Origin of the sequence: Myxococcus sp. AS-1-15 (assembly GCF_020037055.1) — a bacterium.
Lineage (GTDB): Bacteria > Myxococcota > Myxococcia > Myxococcales > Myxococcaceae > Myxococcus > Myxococcus fulvus.
Map to the genome: position 1 here is coordinate 98,344 of NZ_JAIQDF010000012.1, position 18,279 is coordinate 116,622.

The following is an 18,279-nucleotide window of genomic DNA, read 5'->3' on the forward strand; positions in this document are numbered from 1 at the left end:
CGCACATGACGCCAGACCGACGGCGAGGAGAAGGACAGCGCGCCGCTTGCACGACATGGGACATGCCTCCAGGCAACAGGTCGTGGAGGCACGGTGCCCGCGCGAGCAGCACGCGGGTGGAGTGTTCTGTCAGCGGGCCCGCGCGAGCGGCGAACGGGGTCCATCCGTCGGCGAACGGGACCGGCGAGTCCCGCTCAGTCGCCGCCGAGCGTCCGCCGGAAGAACGCCACGGCCTCCGCGAGCGTCCGAGCTTGCGAGGCCCCTCGCGTCCCGGGCGTGGCGTCCCGACACAGCATCTCCGCCACCTTGAATCCGAGCTCCGTGCACCGGGGCAGGAAGGTGAAGTGCGCCGCGTCCTCCAGCACCACCGTCTTCGCCGAGGGCAACAGCTTCGCCAGGTGCATGCCGTTCTGCGCGTGGGGCATCAGCTCGTCCCCCTGGGCCAGCACCAGCGCCACCGGTACGTCGATGTCCGCGACGTCCCGCGCCTCGTAGCTCCCCGCCATGCCGGGGGCCATGGAGAAGGCCGCCCTCACCCGGGCATCCTTGTACGACGCCCGTGCCACCGCGAGGTCGATGCGGCTGTAGTCCACATCGCGCAGCTCATCGCAGCCCGGGTGCGCGCGCGTCTCCGGCGAGGTGCACCCCTGCATGATGGGCGACAGGTTGAGCCGCGCCCCCACCAGCGCGAGCGCCGTGTAGCCCCCCATGGAGTGTCCCGCCGCGCCGATGCGCCCGGCATCCACCCGGGGCCCCCAGACCGCGTCCTTCGACACCGCATCCAACAAGGCCGTGAAGTCCTGGGGCCGCTCCCAGCCGCGCACATAGCCCTCGGGGCTCGTGTCGCCATAGGTGTTGCCGGGGTGGTCCACCGACATGACGATGAACCCATGGGCCGCCAGGTGCGCGCCGAACCACGACATGTTGATGGCCGCGCCGCCATTGCCGTGGGACAGGACGACGAGCGGCCAGCGCGCGTGGGCCGTGGCCACCGGCGCGTCCTTCGCGGCGACGAAGGGCACGAAGATGGGCGACGTCGGGTGCTCCTCCATCCGCGTGCCCTCGGCCGCCGGATACCAGACCACCGTCTTCAACGTGCGCTGGCGCGCCCCATCCGTGTAGCTGAGCGATGTGAAGCCCACCGCATGGGCCGCGTCGGCACCGTCCGGTGACGCGGCCGCCACGCCGGGGGCGGGGCGGGAGGTGGCACATCCACCCATCAGGAGCGCGAGCCCGAGGACTCCCGAGCGAAGGTGGGCGAAGTGGGGACGGGGGGCTCGAAGTGGACGAGGGGCCATGGCGCTCAAGGAACGCTCCAGGGGGGCCCCGATTGCAACCTCGCCTTCTCGCCCGTCCCCGATTTCACCCCAAGGCCGTCTCCGCTCGACTCAGCCGCGAGCCGGCAGCGGCAGGGTCGGAGCGGTGCGCTTCCACGCCTCGAGCTCCTGCACGCGGCCGAGCCACGTCCGGACGTTCGGAAAATCCCCGAGCGGCAGGCGCGCCGGTCCGGCGAGCGCGAACCCCGCGGCCAGGGAGAAGTCCGCGAGCGTCAGGCGCTCCTGCGAGACCCACGTCTTGCCCGCGAGGTGCTCGTCCAGGAGGCGTGCGTACTTCGCGAAGAGCGCTTCCCCTCGCGCGACCTCGGCGGGGTCCGGCGGTCCACGGCCCGTCATCGCCTTCACGAAGTTCTCCTGGACCAGGATGGTGCACGCCGGCGCCATGTGCGCCGAGCACCAGAAGAGCCAGCGGCTCACGTCCGCGCGCCCGCGCGCCTCCGTGGGGAGCAGCGTCTGTCCCGGTGTCAGCTCGACCAGGTACTGCATGATGGCGCGAGACTCCCAGAGCAGGAAGCCGTCGTCGTCGAGGACGGGGACGAGCCCGTTGGGGTTGCGACCCAGGTGCGACGCCGCGCGCTGCTCGCCCTTGGGCAGGTCCACCATGACGCGCTCGAGGGGCACGTCGAGGTGGGTGGCGACGAGCAGCACGCGGCGCGAGTTGCCGGACATCGGATGGAAGTAGAGTTTCATGAGCGGAAGCTCTACCCACCCGGAGTGACAGGGGGATGTCAGGATACTTCGCGTGGGGGCCTACGGAGCGGAAGGCTCCGGAGCGAAGCGGCCCCAGTAGGTCATCCGCCCCACGAATCCACGGGTGGGCCGTCCGCACTCCGGTTCTCCCGTGGAGTGGGCGGTGACGGTGGTGCTGCCCAGGTGGGTGGTTCCATTCCAGGGGCCCAGGTACGTCGCGGAGGCGCTGACCGGATTGTTGAAGCTGGGGGCTGGGTCGAAGGACCTGGCTTCGAAGCAGATGTTGTAGTCGCCGAGGTCTGGCTCGACGCCCGGCGCCCAGTAGACGACCTCCGGCCCCTTCCCATCCTGGTCATCGAAGACGAACAGCTCCTGTCCCTCCGGTCCTGGGTTCTGGGCGCTGTAATGGATGCCGCCGGGGGCCCTCACGATGAGGTCTCCGTTCCCCGGCCGGCTCCAGGACAGGGTGAAGGCCAGCTTGCCGATGGTCTTGCACACGCCACGAGCACAGACATCCCTCCAGCCACAGCGATTGCCGCAGCGTCCGCAGTTCTCCTTGTCCGTATACAGGTTGAAGCACTGATTGCCGCAGACGGAGTGGGGCGGCCGGCAGACGCCCTCCCAGCAGAAGAAGCTTCCCGGCCTGTTGATGCAGGAGAAGCCCGCGGCGCAGTTGTCGAGCCGTTCCGCGCACTCGTCGATGTCCGTGCAGACGCTGGGGGTGCTTTCGCACCTGAACCCCGCCTCCTTCTGGCAGTCGCGGCTGCATCCGTCCCCCGAGGTGCGGTTCGCGTCGTCGCACGTCTCGCCTTCGTTCGGCTGGCCGTCGCCACAGGTGATGCCGTCGGAGCCCATGTTCCGCACCGCGTCCACCCCGTAGAGCGCGAGCACGCCTGTCATCCGCACATAGCGATAGGGGACGGGCTTGTCCTGGTACGGCACTGTGGTGGTGTGCGTGCCCAGCTCCAGGTTCGCCAGCCGCAGCGGGCCGGTGCTGATGACGCTCTTGTCCGCGCGCAGGAACTCCACCCACGTGAGGACCTCCACCGTCGCGTTCCGATAGGAGACCTCCAGGTCTCCCGTCCCCTCGGTGCCCTCTCCCATGTCCAGCACCAGCGCCGCGCCAGGGAGGCTCAGCACCAGCGCCGCCTGTCCATCGGGCGGACCCAGCGCTTGCGCGGGTTGGAGCACGCCCGCCGTGGAGGTCGAGTCCACGGCTTGGGCATACGATGGCTGTGACGCCAGCGGTGTCGGGACCGGGCCGGCGCGCTCCTCTGGGACGAGGCGGGTGAGCGCCGCTTCGTCAGTGGCGGGCTCGAGTCCACCGCTACAGGCTCCCATCAGTGTCAGGACACACGCCGTGCCCCACCCCTTCGCGAAGAGAGTCTTTGTCTCGGTTTGCATGTCACGCTCCGATGGCCCGCTGTCAGGAGATGGCGCCCGGGCATGAGCCTTCCCCTCGGGGAAGTCGAATCCACCCCGAGCGCGAGTCTTCCATTTCGGGCGCACGGAGCCGCGGCGGTGTCGGCCTCCTGGTGACTTGCGGACGCTGACTCCGACTCGGAGGCGGCGTCCGCTCGTTCAGGGGCGGACAGGCGCCGCGCTACTGCTCGACGACGAACGTGGTGGAGTCGACGCCGGAGTTTCCGGTGGCGGGGTCGAACGCCGTCACGGTGACTTCGTAGATGCCCGGCTGCTGCACGGACAGCGCGGCCTCGTAGGTGCTGGTCTTCCCGGCGAACTTCAGGGGGACCTGGGAGAGGGGCTTGCCGTTGTGCTTCACGGAGGCCCGCAGCTCGTACCGATTGGAGTCCCAGATGCCGTTGGGCTCGGTGGAGCAGCCACACATGAGCACCAGGTTGGCGCGGAGTGGCACGGTGAGCTTCTTGTCGGCCGGCAGCTTGATGAACTCCTGCGCGGACGGCGTCACCACGTCGACGACGAAGCCGGGCAGCTCCAGGATGAGGCCATCGCCCTCGACGTGCTTGCCGGGCAGGAGCCACAGTTGCGTCGTGCTGGTGGCGAGCGCCTGCCGCTGCGCGAGGGGCCCCGAGACCTCCACCGTCACCAGGGTCGGCTCGGTGAGGTCCACCGTGGCCGTGTACTTCGCGGAGGCCTCGTCCGCGAGCGGCGCGCCGCGCACCTGGGGCTGCTTCATCAGCGTCTGGGTGTTGCCCGTCGAGCCGGCGGTGACGCCCTGGGTCAGCACCTGACCCGTCCGTGCATCGCGGAGCACCACCTGCACGCCGCCCATGGACGTCCCGACGAACTTGCCGTCCCGGGCGCGCGCCCGGACGACGAGCCGGGTCTCGACGGCCAGGCTCTCCGTGGCGAACAACAACAGGGTCCAGAGGATGAGGCTGCGCATGGCTTGCTCCGTGGCGGAGATGCTTGGGCGAAACCGCATAACATGGCGGACGCTCGAGGACCGCGTCGTCGAGGGGCTGGATGCCGAAATCGATGATGGCGCCGCCATGGACAGAGGTCACGTTGCGTCTGCTCGGGGAGCTTCGTCCCTGATGCTCGCGTGACCTCCGCGCTACTCGGCGAAGGCGTCCTCCGTCGAGCGCAGCGCGGTGAAGATGTCGCTCTGGGTCTCTCGAAGCGCCTTGGGGACGCCGCGAGCCATCGGCGCGAGGAGCCAGAGCGGTGGCCCACCGTCGAGCTCCCGCTCCAACTGCAGCCGGGCATCTCCATGCGCGAGGAAGGACGGGAGCGCGGCCCTCCCAAGCCCCACGCAGCACGCGTCCCGCATGGCCAGGAGTGAATTGCACGTCACCGCGCCCGGCGAAGCCCCGGGCACCTCGCGCCACCAGCGCATCGAGGACTTGGCGCGCAGCTCGGCGCTCGGCTGGAGCCAGTCCGCATTTCCGCCCTTCGCGCGGTAGACGCCGACCTTCAGCCGCCCGAGCCGCCGACCGCGCAGCGAGCCGCTCGGGTTCTGGCCGGGGCGCAGCGCCAGGTCGACCTGGCCGGGCAAGAGCTCCAGCTCGTCGTCGCTCACGAGGACCTCCACCGCCTGCGCGGGGCGTGCCTTCGCGAGCGCGCGGAACAGGAGCGGCGCCAGCACGTCGCTGGTCGTGACGACCACGGTCCGCTCCCGACCCCGCCGCTCGGACCCCAGGAAGCCCTCGATGTCCCGGGCCGCATCGCGCATGGGCGCGGCCCGCTCGGCGATTCGCAGCGTCAGCGTGCCAGGCACCAGGCGCGCACCCCGCGCGAAGAGCGCCGTTCCCAGGCGCGCCTCCAGCGCGGCGATGCGTCTGGAGACGGAGGAGTGGCGCAGCGACAGCTCGCGCCCCGCGGCCTCGATGCCGCCGGTGCGGACGAGCGCCTCGAGGGTCTGAATCTCATCCCAGGAGATGTGCATGGGCACACATCCTCTGTGCGCCCACGCGCAGGTGTCAAACGAGGCGTGCCCGGCTATCAATCCCACCACGTAGGAGCACGCGCTGATGGCCCGCCACCCCACCTTCCGCCGCTCGGGCACCGGGTCGCCCGACGACGCCTCCCAGGCGCACGTCGTGACGCTCTCCCGTCGAGCGTTCGTTGCCGGGAGCGCCGTCGCCCTCTCCGGCTGCCGCACCGAAAAGAGCACACCCATGCCGCACCTCGAACACCGTCCGCTCGCCTCCCTGCCACGAACCACGCTCTCGTGGCTCTCGCTCCGTGACCACTTCGTGGCGACGGTGGGACCTCACGCCGGACGGGGGAAGCCGCTGGGGCCGTTGCTCGTCCTCGCGGACGCGACGTTCGCGCCGAGGTCGCGCTTCCCGCTCCATCCACACGAGGAGATGGAGATCCTCAGCATCGTCGTGGACGGGACGCTGTCCCACCACGGAGACCAGGCGCACGGCGCCACGATGGGCGCCAGGACCGCGCAGTTGATCTCCGCGCGGGATGGGATGGTGCACGCGGAGGGGAACGACACGGACAGCCCCACGCGGATGCTCCAGCTGTGGTTCCGGCCGAACACCCATGGGGGGCCGCCGGTCTACTCGTCGCGCGACTTCTCGGGGGGAGGGCGCCAGCTCATCGCGGGCGACGAGGGAATGTCGCTGCGCGCGGACGTGAAGGTCTGGTGGCTCCCGCTCGCCGCGGGCCGGTCGGAGCGGCTCACCATCGGCCGTGCCCGTCGTGGCTACCTGCTCGCGACGACGGGGCCCGTCCGGGTGGAGGCGGTGGGAGGTGGCTCGGGCGTGGATCTGGCGCTCGGCGAGGGCGCGCAGCTGGGGGAGGGCGAGGTCCAGCTGAGCGCGGCCACCGGGAGCGCCGCCATCTTCATCGACGTGGCCTGACGCACGCTGGGCGCGGGCCGCGTTTGATATGACGGCCCGATGTTCCCCGACCTGGCAACGCGCGTCGTCCCGCTCGACGAGATCAAGGCCCGCTTCGAGGCCGCGAACGAAGCGGAGACCTTCAGCTGGTTCGTCCAGAACCTCGAGCACATCCAGGAGCGGGCCGGGCAGCACGACAATCCCGTGCCCGAGATTCATCTGGCGACCGGGCCCGTGCGACTCGAGAAGCTCGTCCCCGAGTCTCCGTGGATTCTCGTGGTGGATGGCGACCTCGAGGTGGCCGGCGACATCGACCTGTCGACGAGCCCCTACGACATCAGCTTGTTCGTGGTGTTCGGCGAGGTGCGCGCCAGGAACCTGCGCTTCAGCGGCAGCGCGTGCTGCTACGTGACGAAGTCGGTGGAGCTCACGGGCGGCTGCTTCGGAGACCACGGGGACGAGTCGGCCGAGTTGCACACGGCGCGCTTGAAGGCCCGCGTGGTGATGCTCGATGGCCACACGGGGGTGAACGCCACCGAGCTCGACGCCGTGGTGTTCGCGGGCGAGGGCTGGGGCCTGCCGCTCCACTTCACCTCGAAGGACGTGGCCGCGGAGTTCTTCGTCCCCGAGGCGCTGGATGAGGACGGCTACCACGAGGAGTCGGTGTGGGAGTTGATGGCGAGCGGGAAGGACCCGTTCCTGCCCGGCGCATGGGAGAAGCTCCGCGCCCGGCACGTCGAGGCCGAGGCCCGGCTCAAGCCCCTGTGAGGGGCGCCGTGGGGGCGAGGCTGAGCCGGACGGGCACCGCCTCCCGCCGCCGCGAGGCCATCACGGCTCACCCCCGCGAACCGCGGCCTCACAGGAGCCGAACGTCTCGCCCAGCACCGTGAGCATCGCGCGCAGCGCCGCGCTCGGGTGCCGCGCGGCCGGATAGACGGCGAAGGCCTGGTGCGGGGCTGGCGCGAACGGTTCGAGGACCTCCACCAGGGCGCGCGTGTTCGCCTGCGCGCGGGGCAGGCGCGCCAGCCCCGCCCCCGCGGCCGCCAGCGCGCACAGCACCTGGAAGCTGTTCACCGCGATGGCCGGCCGGATGCCCACGGGCCGCGTCCCGCTGAACGCCCAGGTCATCGGAGAGGTGGAGCTGCCCATGCTCAGGCACCGGTGCGCCGACAGCTCGCGAGGGTGCTTGGGTCTGCCCGCCTTCTTGAGATAGGCGGCGCTCCCGAAGACGCCCACGTGCGAGGGCGCGCCGAGCTTGCGGGCGATGAGCTGCGAGTCCCGGAGCGGACCGACGCGGATGCACAGGTCATGTCCCTCCTCGACCATGTTCACCTCCCTGTCGGTGAGCTCCAGCTCCAGCTTCACCTGCGGATACCGCTGCGCGAAGGCCGCGAGCACCCCGCCCATCAACCGCTGGCCGAGCTCGACCGGCGCGCTCATGCGGAGCCGTCCGCTCGGGTGCGCCTGCAGCTCGCTCACCAATGCCTCGGCGTCACGCAGCGCGGCCATGGCCGGCGCGACCTCACGTTGGTAGCTGGCGCCGATGTCGGTGAGCATGACGGTGCGCGTGGTGCGCAGGAGCAACTGGACGCCGAGCTGCTCCTCGAGCACCGCCACACGCTGGCTGACCGTCGACTTGGGCAGGGCCAGCGCCCGCGCGGCGCCCCGGAAGCTGCCGCGCTCGACCACCTCCAGGAACGCGATGATGCCATTCGGGTCGACTGTCCGCATATCCGGACAGTGTATCCAATCCAGGTTCGATTGTCCGGAAGCCTTCGTCCGCGCATGTTCCGCGCATGGCACTGTTCACTCCCTACGGATTGGGTCGCATCACGCTGTCGAACCGCGTCGTCATGGCGCCCATGTCGCGAAGTCGCGCCATCGGCGGGACGCCCAACGCGTTGATGCGCGACTACTACCGGCAGCGGGCGGAGGCGGGGTTGATCATCACCGAAGGGACGAGCCCCTCGCCCAACGGCCTCGGCTTCGCCCGTGAGGCGGGCATCTACAGCCGCGAGCAGGTGGCCGGCTGGCGTGAGGTGACGGACGCCGTGCACGACGCGGGCGGCCACATCTTCGTCCAGGTGATGCACTGCGGCCGTGTCGGCCACGTGCTCAACCTGCCGCCGGGGGCGCGACTGCTGGCGCCGGGCGTGGTGCCGGCCCAAGGAGACATATTCACCGACGCCCAGGGGCCCAGGCCCATCTCGACGCCCGAGGCGATGACCTCGCGGGACGTGGCCCAGGTCCGACGCGAGTTCGTCCAGGCCGCGAGGAACGCCATCGATGCCGGCTTCGACGGCATCGAGCTGCATGGGGCCAATGGCTTCCTGTTCGAGCAGTTCTTCAACCCGCACCTGAACCCGCGCACGGATGCCCATGGCGGCAGCCTGGAGAACCGCGCGCGGCTCCTGGTGGAGGTGGCGCACGACTGCGCAGAGGCGATTGGCGCGGACCGGGTGGGCGTGCGGTTGTCGCCCTACAACACCCACGTGGACATGCCCCTCTACGACGACATCCACGCGCTCTACACCTACGTCGCGGGCAGGCTGCGCGGTCTGGTCTATGTCCACGTGGTGGGCAACTCGCACCAGGCGTTGCCGGCGACGGTGAAGGCGCTCCGCGCCGCCTTCGGGGGGGCGCTCATCGCCAACCGGGGCTTCACGGCGCAGAGCGCCCAGGCCGCCCTCGCCGCCGGGCAGGCGGAGCTGGTGGCCTTCGGTTCGCCATTCATCGCGAACCCCGACTTCGTCACGCGCGCACGAGAGGGGCTCCCCCTGGCGGAGATTCGCAAGGAGCTGCTCCATGCGAGTGGCGCGGAGGGGTACACGGACTACCCGCGCGGCACGCCCTCCGCGAGGTGAAGCGCGAAGCGCACCCGAGGCGCGGGCAAGCTGCCAGGTCCGCACCGGAGCCGGTGCTCGCACGGGCCCGGGTTCCCACGAATCCGACGGTGGAGGAATATGTCCGGCGCGCGCCAGTCGTTCATCGAGGGCCGCGGGTTGGCCATGGAGGCTTCGATGCGATGGTCCGGAGTGATGCTGGGGCTGTTGGGGTTCGTGGGATGTGTCGGCCCCACGCGAGGCATCGCGACCCAGTACAACCCGGAGACGGGCCAATACGAGGTTCCGGCGGAGGAGCTCGTCTACCAGGTGCCCGTCGAGGACGCGATGATGACGGCCCGGCACATCCTGGAGACGGGCCGCTTCGACGTGCTGGAGAAGGAGGGCGGCCTGGAGATGTTCTCCTCCTTCATCCCGGACATCTCCCCGCCGGAGCGCTTCTACATCCAGGGTGAGCGGCACGGCCCCCGACAGTCCGTCGTCCGCATCTTCCGCCTTCGCTACGTGCATGACCCGGCGTTCGCCTCCGAGGTCCGCGGCACCCCGAGCAGGCAGGTGGATATCATCGCCGACTTCAAGGGCCTCCCCGGCCTGGAGGGCTACCGGCCGGCGCAGGGCCTTCGCGACATGGGCGTGGAGCAGCGGCTCCTCGCGGCGCTGGAGATGGCTCCCGCGCTGGAGCTGGTGGGCGGCAATCCTCCCCTGCCCATGCGCTCGGTGGTGATGGAGGGAGGCAACGAGGAGGAGCGCGCCCCCGTCGCTCCGCCCTCCTGTGGTGCTCCCGTGGAGGGCGCTTCGTCGCTGTTCTCCGCGGGCGGCGTCCTGCTGGTGGCGGACCCGCTGGGCACACAGGAGGTGCCGTCCGTGGCGCTGCGGATGTTGTGTGAGGCCACGTCCCGGGAGTTGCCGGTGACGCTGGCGCTGTCCATCCCCGACGTGGAGCAGCCGCTGCTCGAGCGCTATCTGGGCAGCTCCGGTGACTCCTCCGCGTTGCAGGAGCTCCTCTCGGGGAGCGCCTTCTGGCGCCGGGTGTACCAGGACGGGCGCAGCAGCCGCGCCATGCTCTGGCTCGTCGAGCAGGCGCGCCGCCTGCGCGTCTCCGGCAAGGACGTGGCCGTGGTCGCCATCGACTCCGACAAGGCGCACGGCAACGAGCGCGAGGAGCGGATGGCCCAGGGACTGTTGAAGGCGCGGGCCAGGCGCCTCCAGGCCTGGACGCTGGTGCTCACGGGGAGCGTCCACGCTCGCACCACGCAGGTGAGCTGGGATGGGGACCTGGAGCCCATGGGCTCGCGGGTGGCGAAGGTGCTGCCCTCGGTGCGAGCGCTGGACGTGGGCTTCCGGCGCGGCACCCAGTACGTGTGTCGCTACAGCGTCTGGGAGGAGGACGTGGAGTGCAACGTCTTCGGAATCAGCCCGTCGCTGGAGGCGCGGCAGGCCACCGCGCAGGACGCGGGGCTGAAGCTCTACCCCGCCCGACAGCCGGATGGTTTCTCCGGCCGGCTCTACGTGGGCGCGTTGACCGCGTCACTGCCTCCGCTCCAGGCACCGCCGCGGCCCGAGCCCGTCAAGCCGCCTGTGCCCGCCACGAAGTGACGTGACGGTAGACTGGCCGCATGGACTCACCCGAGCTGTTCCAACAGGACCTCCGGCGGACCGTCGTGCTGGGGGCCTACCTGCGGCACTGGGGCATGCCGCGCGACCGGCAGCGCTTCTCCCGGCAGACCGACGTCGTCGAGGTCCACTTCTTCCCGGCCTCCGCGCAGTCCCCCGTCGCGCGCTTCGCCACCGCCCGTGGACGAGGCCGTGGGGGAGGACGAGGAGTTCGGCGGACTCCACCTGGGCCCCCAGCACCTCGAGCTGTGCTGGCTCGTGCCGCTGCATGAGGCGGAGTACGCGTTCATCCAGAAGGAAGGGTTCGACGCCTTCAGCGAGCTCCTGGAGGCCAGCGACGTGAGCCCCGCGGACGTCCATCGCCCTTCGCTCGTCTGAGCTCAAGCGGGCTGTCCGGGCACGCGCCAGCCGTCCGCGCGCCAGGGGGCGCGCACGCGGGCCCCACGCACCACGGGCCAAGGGCAGCACTTCCTCCGGGATGGCGCAGTGGGGGTGGCCGGCGGGCGCCGCTTGTTGACCCTGTTCCTGTCGCTGGCGGTAGTGGACCTCTTCTACCTGGAGCCATTGCTCGACCTTGATGCCCGCCAGGGGAGGAGCCCATCCCGTCGGCGTGGTCTTGGCGGGTCGGGGTCGTCCTGGCGGAACCCGGCGGGGGACAGCGCGCCGAGCGCCCGAACGGAGCCGACGCAGCGACCCTGCGTGGGGGCGGTGAATGTGCGACGCGTGCTCCCGCCGCACGTTTGCCTCGAGCCAATCCGGAGTCGGGCGTCGCCGCCAGACCCGTCTCCGTGGACGCCCTGGCGACCCGCCAGCCTCGCGACGAAGCGGCACCGTGAGCGCTCATGCGCATCCCCGTCCCCACCCGCCGCCTGCCCTGTCCCCTGGAAGAGGCCACGGGGCTCGCATCCGACGAAGTGCTGGCGCGGCGCGGGCAGTATGGGCGCAATGACGTGGTGGTGAGGCCCCGCCGCTCCACCCTGGCGAGCCTTCGCGAGGCGGCGGGCGACCCGATGCTCTGGTTCCTCGTGGGGATGAGCACGCTCTACCTCGTGCTGGGCAAGGTGTCGGAGGGGCTGGTGCTGCTGGGAGCCATTGCTCCACTGCTCGGCATGGATGCCTTCCTTCACCATCGCACGCGCGTCTCCACCGAGGGCCTGCAGAGCCGGTTGGCGGCGCGGGCCGTCGTGCTCCGGGATGGGCGCGAGGCGGAGGTCCCCGCCGCGGAGGTGGTGGTGGGGGACCTGGCCCGCGTGGACGCCGGTGCCTACTTCCCCGCCGATGGTCTGGTCGTGCGGGGCGAGGGACTCCAGGCCGAGGAGTCCTCGCTGACGGGCGAGTCCCTGCCGGTGGGCAAGCGGCCCCTGGGGCAACTGCCGCCCGGAGAGGCGCCACCCGTGGAGGGGCGATACTGGGGCCTCGCCGGGACGCGCCTGCTGACGGGGACGGCCTGGGTGCGCGTCGTCTACACGGGCGCCGACACGCTCTATGGGAGCATCGTGCGCTCCGCCGAGCGGGGCGCGCGAGCCCGTACACCGCTCCAGCAGGCCGTGGCGCAGCTGGTCTCCGTCCTGGTGATGGTGGCCGCCGGGCTGTGTGGCGTCCTCGCCTTCGTCCGCTGGCGCCAGGGCTTCGGATGGGCGGATGCGCTTTTGAGCGCCGCCACGCTCGGCGTGGCCGCGCTCCCCGAGGAGTTCCCCCTGGCGCTCACCTTCTTCCTGGGCGCGGGCGTCTACCGGCTCGCGCGCAGGCAGGCCCTGGTGCGGCGCGCCGTCTCCGTGGAGAACATCGGCCGGGTCACGTGCATCTGCTCCGACAAGACGGGCACGCTGACGGAGGGTCGGCTGGGCGTGGCCAGGGTGCTCCCCTCGTCGGACGTCACCCGGGAGGAGCTGCTGCGCGTCGCGGCGCTGGCGTCGCGCGAGGAAGGGCAGGACCCGCTCGACACCGCGCTGCTCGAAGAGGCCGCGCGGGCCTCGGTCCCCGTGCGCGGAGGGTGGGTCCGGGCCACGTTCCCCTTCACGGAGGAGCGCCAGCGGGAGACCGCGGTGGTGGAGGAGGGCGCTGGGCTGCTCGCCGCCGTGAAGGGAGCCCCCGAACAGGTGATGGCCCGCGCTGCGCTCGCGCCCGACGACCGGGCGGCGTGGGCCCAGCGCGTCTCGGCGCTCGCGCGCGAGGGGCGCAAGGTCATCGCGTGCGCGAGTCAGCCGTTGGACCCCGCCTCGTGGCGTGGGGGCGAGCCCGACCAGGGCTTCCACTTCCTGGGGGTCATCGCCTGCGAGGACCCGATTCGCGTCGGGGTCAGGGAGGCGGTGCGCGAGTGCAGGGAGGCGGGGCTGCGCACCGTGATGGTGACAGGGGACCATCCGGAGACGGCGTTGACGGTGGCGCGGGAGCTGGGGCTCGGCGGCGCACGGCCCGTGGTCATGACGGGCGAGGTGCTGGAGGCGCGCCTTCAGGACGCGGGCGCGCCCCCGGCGGTGGACGTGGTGGCCCGGGCGCTGCCGGCCCAGAAGCACGCGCTGGTGCGGGCGCTGCAAGAGCACGGCGAGGTGGTGGCGGCGACGGGGGACGGGGTGAACGACATCCCCGCGCTCCAGTCCGCCGACGTGGGCATCTGCATGGGGGAGCGCGGGACGCGCGGCGCGCGCGAGGCCTCGTCCATCGTGTTGCTCGACGACGACTTCGGCACGCTGGTGCGCGCCATCGCGGAGGGCCGACAGCTCTTCGACAACCTCCAGCGCTGCTTCCAGTACCTGCTGCTCGTCCACATCCCGCTCGTGTTCACGGCCGCGCTGCTCCCGCTGGCGGGCTATCCGCTGCTGTACCTGCCCATCCACATCGTGTGGTTGGAGCTCATCATCCACCCCACGGCGATGCTGGCCTTCCAGGAGGCGGCGCGGCCGGGCCGGCTGGGGCCCTCCCGGGGACGGAGCGCCACGCGCGTCTTCTCCTCGCGGGACTGGGTCACCCTCGTGGTGGCGGGCGGGTTGCTGACCGCGGGACTGGTCTGGGGCTACGACCGGAGCCTCGGCCCCACGCGCGACGTGGAGCACGGTCGCGCGGTGGCGCTGGCCTCGCTCACGCTCGCGAGCGCCTGCTTCGCGGCCGTGCTCACGGGGCTGCGCACCCGCACGGCCCGGTGGATCTGCGCTTTGTCCCTGGGCGTGTCCGTCCTGCTCATCCAGGTGCGGCCCTTCGCGGCGGTGCTGGGGCTGCACCCCTTGCATGTCGATGACTGGGCGCGCGTCGCGCTGGGGGTGCTGGTGGCGCTGGTGCCGCTGCTCATCGGACGTGGGCTGGGTCCTGTCTCCGGAAGAAGGGCCCCTTGGCCTGCTCCGCTGCGACGACATACAGCAGGGTGATGGTGGTCACCGCCACGAGCAGCAGGAGGGGAGGGCGCACGAAGCCGAGGACGCTCGCGTGGGGGATGAAGGGCACCAGGAAGGTGAGCGCGATGACGGCCCCCGTGGAGACCAGCAGCAGCCTCCCAGGGCGGCTGCGGTAGAAGGGACGGCGCGTGCGCACCACCAGCGCGACCGCCAGCTCCGTCAGCAGCGACTCGATGAACCAGCCGGTGCGGAACAGCTCGGGGCCGGCGTGGAACAGCTGCCGCAGCACCCCGAAGGTGAGGACGTCGAAGAGCGAGCTCAGCAGTCCGAAGGTCACCATGAACCGCCCGATGAGGCGCTTGTCCCAGCGCCGCGGCCGGTCCACCAGCTCGGGGTCCACGCTGTCGCCCGCCAGCCCCACCGCGGGGATGTCGGAGAGGAAGTTGTTCAGGAGGATCTGCCCCGGCAGCAGCGGCAGGAAGGGAAGGAACAGCGAGGCGGCCGCCATGCTGATCATGTTCCCCAGGTTCGCGCTCGTCGTGGTGAGCACGTACTTCATCGTGTTGGCGAACGTCCTGCGCCCCTCCTCGATGCCGTGTCGGACGACGTCCAGGTGTCGCCGGAGGAGGACGAAGTCCGCGGCCTCCCGGGCCACGTCCGCGGCCTGGTCCACGGAGAGGCTGGCATCGGCCGCGTGCATCGCCGGGGCGTCGTTCACCCCGTCTCCCAGGAAGCCCACCACATGGCCCTGCTTCTTCAGCGCCAGGATGATGCGCTCCTTCTGGGTCGGGTCCACCTCGACGAAGAGCTCCACGTGCTCGACCTGGTGCCACAGCGCCTCGTCCGTCAGGTGGTGGAGCCGGGCGCCCGTGAGCACCCGCTCGGCGCCGAGCCCCACCTGCCTCGCGACGTGCTCCGCGACCCTGCGGCTGTCTCCGGTGATGAGCTTGACGCGCACCCCCAACCCGGAGAGCTCCAGGAGGGCCTCCCGGGCGCCCGCCTTGGGCTGGTCGACGAAGGTCAAGAATCCCAGGAAGGTCAGCTCGTGCTCGTCTTCCCGCGTGTAGCGCTCCCGGGCCTGGATGGCGCGCGTCGCCAGGGCCAGCACGCGCACTCCCTGTTCTCCCCAGGCGTCGACCTGGTCCTGAAGCCTCGCCCGGAGCGGCGCGTCGAGCGGGGCTCCTCCGGCCGTCCGGGTGCAGGCCTCCACGACCTGGGGGAAGGCCCCCTTGGTGACGAGCAGGACCTCGCCACCCTGGCGGACGATGACGGACAGGCGCTTGCGGACGAAGTCGTAGGGAATCTCCCCCAGCTTCCGGGCGCCCTCGGCCGGGAGCGGTCGCGCCCGGAGGATGGCCTCGTCGAGCGGATTGGCCAGGCCCGCCTGGAGTCCGGCGTTGAGGGTCGCCAGGGTGAGGACGTGCTCGGATGGCTGGCCCGAGGTGTCGTGGGCCCCCAGGAGGCTGACGACCCCTTCGGTCAGGGTCCCCGTCTTGTCGGTGCACAGCACGTCCATGCTGCCCAGGTTCTCGATGGCGCCGAGCCTGCGGACCAGCACGCCTCGGTTGGCCATGGCCTGAGAGCCTGCGGAGAGGTTCACGCTGAGGATGGCCGGCAGCAGCTCCGGGCTCAGCCCCACCGCGAGGGCGAGGGCGAACAGGAGCGTCTCCAGGGGCGGCCGGTTCAGCAGCGTGTTGATGGCGACGACGGTGAGCACCATCACCATCATGGTGGTGAGCAGGACATGACCGAACTGCCTCAGGCCCCGGTCGAACTCCGTCTCGGGGGCCCGGAGCGCCAGGTGTCGGGTGATGCCTCCGAAAGACGTGTCCCGGCCGGTCGCGACGACGAGGCATCGGCCGGTGCCATTGCGCACATGCGTCCCCCGGAAGACGCAGTTGTCACGTCCGATGAGCGCCGCCTCGGGGAGCGCGCTCCCGGGGCGTTTCTCCACCGGGAAGCTCTCTCCGGTCAGCACCGCCTGGCTGACGAACAGGTCCGTCGCCTCGAGGAGGCGGGCGTCCGCGGGCACCACGCTGCCCGCCGACAGCAGCACGACATCCCCCGGGACGATGTCCGGCAGCGGCGCGGTGGTGGGTCGCCCGTCGCGCAGGACCTTCACCCCGGTCGTGACCTGCTCCCTCAGCCGCGCGATGGTGGCCTGGGCCTTGTACTCGCGTGAGTAGCCGAGCAGCACGCTGCCCGACAGGATGGCCAGGACGATGAGGGCATCGCTCCACGCGCCGGTGAACGCGGAGATGGCCGCCGCGATGACCAGGAGCAGGACCAGGGGGCTCTTGAGCTGGCCCCAGACGACGCCCAGGCGGGAGGGCGCATGCGTCTGCTCCACCGCGTTCGCGCGGTGAAGCTCCCGCCGACGCGCGGCCTCCTCACGGGAGAGTCCCTCGGGGGTCGTCCGCAGGGCCTCGAGCAGGGCCGGGAGGGACTGACTCCAATATCGCTCGACGGGGCTCGGACGGGAGGCCTCCCGTTGCCCGCGCAGCTCGCGCCTGGACAGCAGCAGCCCGGGGACCAGGGGGAGGTAGAAGCTGAACCCACGGAACAGCAGCGTCGCCGAGAGCGACGCCTCCATCGAGACGCCCATCAGGTGCAGCAGGCCGATGGACGCGGCCTCGAACGTCCCGAGGCCGCCGGGGACGACCCCGAGCGTGCGGGCCAGCGTGGACAGCATGAACGCCGTGAAGACCCCCGCCGCGGGAGCGTCCACCCCCACCGAGCGGAGCAGGGCCCACAGGGTCGCGGCGTCGAGCAGGTGGATGAGGAAGTTGTAGCCGGTGGCCTCGCCCAGCACCCGGGGGCTGTGCGTCAGTGACGGTGGTGCTTCGCTGAGCGCCTCGAGGAGGGTCCTGGCGCCGGGAATCCTCGCGATGCGCCGCGAGGACGGGACACCGCCGCGCCCCCTTCGGGACAGTCGCAGGAGCAGGCCGATGAGCGCGCCGGTGAGGACGATGAGCACCCCCGTGGCGAGCCACACCAGCGCGCGCGCCTCGCCGACCCAGCCCTCCGTCCCGAGCGCGAGCAACAGTCCCAGGATGAGCGCGGCCTGGTTGGTCATCGTCTCGACCACCACACACGCCATCACGGCCCCTCGGCCGACCCCCCGCCGGGTCATCCCCTGGACGATGAGCACCGAGCCGCTGATGCCCGCGGAGGGGAGGGCCTGGTCGATGAAGAGCTTGGCGACGCTCATCGAATAGAGCGCGCCTCGCGGGACGCGGAAGGGCGTCCTCGCCAGCACGGCGCTCCACACCGCGGACTGGGACAGGTACGTCGCCGCCTGCAGCAGCGCGGCGAGCAGCAGCCAGGAGGGCGCCGCCCGACGCAGCATCAAGGCGAAGTCCCGCTCCTCCGTCCATCGCGTGGCGACCAGGACGACGGACGCCAGCAGCGCGAGTCCGAAGCCCCACCTGCGCCACTCCATCCGGGGCCGCGGCCCCGCCCCGCGCTCAGCCCGGGGGGGAGGCTCGCGGCGGTGTCTGTCCATGCTGCGATGAAGCATGCGCGGACACTCCCAGCCGCCCCACCGGGCGCCTCCGCGGAGGCGCCTCGGGCGCGGGCCGCGTCCCCCGCGGTGCGGGGCCGGCTCCTGGCGGGACGAGGCTCACGCCTTGCCCTTGGCCGGGCCACTGCCGATGGGGATGCGCCTGGACCTGCCCTCCGGGCGCTTGGGGATGTTCAGGGTGAGCACGCCCTCCTTCAGCTCCGCGTTGACGTTGTCCAGGTCCACGCCCTCCGGCACGGTGAAGGTCCGGGCGAAGCTGCCGTGGCTGCGCTCGTACGTGAAATAGCGCTCGCCCTCCTCGCGCTTCTCCTCTTCGCGCTTGCCGCTGATGGTGAGCCGCTGCCCGGTGACGGAAATCTCCACGTCCTCCTGCTGGATGCCCGGCAGGTCCGCCTTGAAGACGTAGGCGTCCTGCGTCTCCTTGACGTCGAAGTCGGGGGAGAGCGTCCAGTCCTCCCTGGCTCCCGGCACCAGCCCTCGCAGTGACTCCGTGGGGGCTGCCTGGAGCAACTCCCGCATCTGAGCGAAGGGGTCCCAGGATTGCTCGCTGCTCGCGAGCCTCTTCGCGCGTCGGACGGGAAGCATTGCCATGGTTCATGACCTCCTTGGGGCTGACCGGCGCGCGCCATGCGTGCCAGGCCTCTGGCTCCCTCTTGAAGGGTAAGG

14 protein-coding genes are annotated in these 18,279 nt (G+C 71.3%); 6 read left to right on the plus strand and 8 right to left on the minus strand.

The window, feature by feature from the left end; genetic code table 11:
* Positions 1-194: 194 nt before the first annotated feature.
* The 5 genes from K8625_RS28870 to K8625_RS28890 form a co-directional block, all read right to left on the minus strand.
* Positions 195-1,298, minus strand: a complete 1,104-nt coding sequence (locus K8625_RS28870) for an alpha/beta fold hydrolase (RefSeq protein ID WP_223784499.1) — start codon at positions 1,296-1,298, stop codon at positions 195-197.
* A gap of 90 nt (positions 1,299-1,388) precedes the next feature.
* A complete protein-coding gene (locus K8625_RS28875; RefSeq protein WP_223747845.1) occupies positions 1,389-2,027 on the minus strand; it encodes a glutathione S-transferase family protein in 639 nt (212 codons plus the stop codon).
* 60 nt (positions 2,028-2,087) lie between these two features.
* Entirely contained in the window at positions 2,088-3,242 is a 1,155-nt protein-coding gene (locus K8625_RS28880) for an EGF domain-containing protein (protein WP_223747846.1), read from the minus strand.
* A 388-nt stretch (positions 3,243-3,630) separates the two neighbouring features.
* Positions 3,631-4,395, minus strand: a complete 765-nt coding sequence (locus K8625_RS28885; RefSeq protein ID WP_223747847.1) for a hypothetical protein — start codon at positions 4,393-4,395, stop codon at positions 3,631-3,633.
* A 171-nt stretch (positions 4,396-4,566) separates the two neighbouring features.
* Positions 4,567-5,397, minus strand: coding sequence for a LysR family transcriptional regulator (locus tag K8625_RS28890; RefSeq protein ID WP_223747848.1), 831 nt, complete (start codon positions 5,395-5,397; stop codon positions 4,567-4,569).
* Positions 5,398-5,482: 85 nt separating this feature from the next.
* Between K8625_RS28890 and K8625_RS28895 the strand changes: the two genes are divergently transcribed.
* On the plus strand, positions 5,483-6,325 hold the full coding sequence (locus K8625_RS28895; protein WP_223747849.1) for a pirin family protein: 843 nt from the start codon (positions 5,483-5,485) through the stop codon (positions 6,323-6,325).
* Between the two features lie 39 nt (positions 6,326-6,364).
* Entirely contained in the window at positions 6,365-7,072 is a 708-nt protein-coding gene (locus K8625_RS28900) for a hypothetical protein (RefSeq protein WP_223784500.1), read from the plus strand.
* A gap of 60 nt (positions 7,073-7,132) precedes the next feature.
* Here the strand turns inward: K8625_RS28900 and K8625_RS28905 are convergent, their stop codons facing one another.
* The gene (locus K8625_RS28905; protein ID WP_223784501.1) at positions 7,133-8,035 is read right to left on the minus strand and encodes a LysR family transcriptional regulator; all 903 of its coding nucleotides are present in this window, start codon (positions 8,033-8,035) and stop codon (positions 7,133-7,135) included.
* Positions 8,036-8,100: 65 nt separating this feature from the next.
* On the opposite strand from K8625_RS28905, the gene K8625_RS28910 reads away from it, so the two are divergent.
* The 4 genes from K8625_RS28910 (at position 8,101) to K8625_RS28925 (ending at position 14,123) form a co-directional block, all read left to right on the plus strand.
* Positions 8,101-9,168, plus strand: coding sequence for an alkene reductase (locus K8625_RS28910; RefSeq protein WP_223784502.1), 1,068 nt, complete (start codon positions 8,101-8,103; stop codon positions 9,166-9,168).
* A gap of 156 nt (positions 9,169-9,324) precedes the next feature.
* A complete protein-coding gene (locus tag K8625_RS28915) occupies positions 9,325-10,743 on the plus strand; it encodes a hypothetical protein (protein ID WP_223784503.1) in 1,419 nt (472 codons plus the stop codon).
* A gap of 210 nt (positions 10,744-10,953) precedes the next feature.
* Positions 10,954-11,139, plus strand: coding sequence for a suppressor of fused domain protein (locus K8625_RS44585; RefSeq protein WP_223784504.1), 186 nt, complete (start codon positions 10,954-10,956; stop codon positions 11,137-11,139).
* A 464-nt stretch (positions 11,140-11,603) separates the two neighbouring features.
* Positions 11,604-14,123, plus strand: a complete 2,520-nt coding sequence (locus tag K8625_RS28925) for a cation-transporting P-type ATPase (RefSeq protein WP_223784505.1) — start codon at positions 11,604-11,606, stop codon at positions 14,121-14,123.
* Here K8625_RS28925 and mgtA read toward each other — a convergent pair.
* Positions 14,044-17,532 carry a magnesium-translocating P-type ATPase gene (gene mgtA / locus K8625_RS28930; protein ID WP_223784506.1) on the minus strand — a complete coding sequence of 1,163 codons (3,489 nt, stop codon included), beginning with the start codon at positions 17,530-17,532 and terminating at the stop codon, positions 14,044-14,046. The genes K8625_RS28925 and mgtA overlap by 80 nt on opposite strands.
* Positions 17,533-17,712: 180 nt before the next feature.
* A complete protein-coding gene (locus K8625_RS28935) occupies positions 17,713-18,204 on the minus strand; it encodes an Hsp20/alpha crystallin family protein (protein WP_141324781.1) in 492 nt (163 codons plus the stop codon).
* Positions 18,205-18,279 lie beyond the last annotated feature (75 nt).

Excerpts from the sequence above, each read along its gene's own strand:
- K8625_RS28870 (WP_223784499.1), bottom strand. The coding sequence starts at position 1,298 with ATGGCCCCTCGTCCACTTCGAGCCCCCCGTCCCCACTTCGCCCACCTT.
- K8625_RS28875 (WP_223747845.1), bottom strand. The coding sequence starts at position 2,027 with ATGAAACTCTACTTCCATCCGATGTCCGGCAACTCGCGCCGCGTGCTG.
- K8625_RS28885 (WP_223747847.1), bottom strand. The coding sequence starts at position 4,395 with ATGCGCAGCCTCATCCTCTGGACCCTGTTGTTGTTCGCCACGGAGAGC.
- K8625_RS28890 (WP_223747848.1), bottom strand. The coding sequence starts at position 5,397 with ATGCACATCTCCTGGGATGAGATTCAGACCCTCGAGGCGCTCGTCCGC.
- K8625_RS28895 (WP_223747849.1), top strand. The coding sequence starts at position 5,483 with ATGGCCCGCCACCCCACCTTCCGCCGCTCGGGCACCGGGTCGCCCGAC.
- K8625_RS28900 (WP_223784500.1), top strand. The coding sequence starts at position 6,365 with ATGTTCCCCGACCTGGCAACGCGCGTCGTCCCGCTCGACGAGATCAAG.
- K8625_RS28905 (WP_223784501.1), bottom strand. The coding sequence starts at position 8,035 with ATGCGGACAGTCGACCCGAATGGCATCATCGCGTTCCTGGAGGTGGTC.
- K8625_RS28910 (WP_223784502.1), top strand. The coding sequence starts at position 8,101 with ATGGCACTGTTCACTCCCTACGGATTGGGTCGCATCACGCTGTCGAAC.
- K8625_RS28915 (WP_223784503.1), top strand. The coding sequence starts at position 9,325 with ATGCGATGGTCCGGAGTGATGCTGGGGCTGTTGGGGTTCGTGGGATGT.
- K8625_RS28925 (WP_223784505.1), top strand. The coding sequence starts at position 11,604 with ATGCGCATCCCCGTCCCCACCCGCCGCCTGCCCTGTCCCCTGGAAGAG.
- mgtA (WP_223784506.1), bottom strand. The coding sequence starts at position 17,532 with ATGGAGTGGCGCAGGTGGGGCTTCGGACTCGCGCTGCTGGCGTCCGTC.
- K8625_RS28935 (WP_141324781.1), bottom strand. The coding sequence starts at position 18,204 with ATGGCAATGCTTCCCGTCCGACGCGCGAAGAGGCTCGCGAGCAGCGAG.